A 1,531-nucleotide genomic window follows, 5' to 3' on the forward strand; every position below is an offset into this window, starting at 1 on the left:
TCGTTACGGCCCACACCCCGCTGGGTGAAGAGCAGCTGAAGTTCCGCTCGATGCGCGGCACCGAGGGGCTGTCGCAGCTGTTCGAGTTCGAGGTCGATCTGCTGAGCGCGGATGCGGCACTGGATCTGAAGTCGGTGCTGGGCAAGCCGCTGACGCTGGAGATCCAGACCGCGGTGGCGGGCGCGCCGCGCTTCCTCAACGGCCAAGTGGTGCGCTTCTCGATGGTCGGCCGCGAGGGCGGCACCTCGCGCCACACCGTCTACCGGGCCACCGTGCGGCCGTGGCTGTGGTATCTCACGCGTTCGAGCGACAACAAGATCTTCCAGAACAAGAGCGTGGTCGAGATCCTGGAAGACGTGTTCGGCGACTACGGCTTCGCGTTCGAGAAGAAGCTCTCGGGCAGCTACCGGCAGTGGGAATACTGCGTGCAGTACAACGAGAGCGACTTCGCGTTCGCGAGCCGGCTCATGGAGCTCGAGGGCATCTACTACTGGTTCAAGCACGAGAAGGGCCAGCACACGCTCGTGCTGGCCGACGATGCCGGCGCGCACGAGCCGATGCCCGGCTACGAGACCATCGACTACTTCGCGGCCGACCGCGACATCGGCGAGGACATGGAGGTCATCCGTGACTGGCAGCCGAGCGAAGAGGTGCGCCCCGGCAGCTACACCGTGGACGACTTCAACTTCACCACGCCCAAGGGCGACCTCGTCAACGTGCGCAGCCAGCCGAGACCGCACGACAACGCCGACCACGACATCTACGAATGGCTCGGCGACTACCCGGCCGCGGGCGACGGCGAGCACTATGCGCGCGTGCGGCTCGAAGAAGTGCAGGCGCTCGCGCAGCGCAGCAACGGCCAGGCCACCGTGCGCGGCATGGCGCCGGGCTACAAGTTCACCATGCGCAACTCGCCGCGCGCGGACGACAACCAGGAGTACCTTGCGGTGGCCGTGTCGTATTCGCTGCGCGAGGGCGGCTATGCGAGCGGTGCGGCCAGCGGCGAATACAACTTCGACTTCGTGGTGCAGCCCACCTCGCTGCCGTTCAGGGCGCCGCGGCAGACGCCCGTGCCGCGCACGAGCGGGCCGCAGACCGCGACCGTGGTCGGTCCCGAGGGCGAGGAGATCTGGACCGACCAGTACGGCCGGGTGAAGGTGCAGTTCCACTGGGACCGCTACGGCCAGAAGAACGAGAACAGCTCGCGCTTCGTGCGCGTGTCGCAGATCTGGGCGGGCGAGCGCTTCGGGGGCGTGTTCACGCCGCGCATCGGCCAGGAGGTGGTGGTGGACTTCATCGGTGGTCGCGTGGACCGTCCGGTGATCGTGGGGCGCGTGTACAACGCCGACCAGATGCCGCCGTTCGCGCTGCCGGGCGAGGCGACCAAGAGCGGCATCGTCACGCGCTCGAGCAAGGGGGGCTCGAGCGCCAATGCGAACGCCTTCGTGTTCGAAGACAAGATGGGCGCCGAGCAGATCCTGCTGCATGCCGAGCGCAACCTCGACGTGGAGGTGGAGGGCGACGAGACGCA

General features: G+C 67.3%; 1 protein-coding gene. It reads left to right on the forward strand.

Features of this window, described 5'->3' with window-relative positions:
- A partial coding sequence (locus AC3A6J_RS27960) for a type VI secretion system Vgr family protein (protein WP_487863265.1) occupies positions 1–1,531 on the forward strand: 1,531 nt, incomplete at both ends.

The sequence above is a fragment of the Variovorax sp. Soil_C_39 genome (assembly GCF_057656815.1).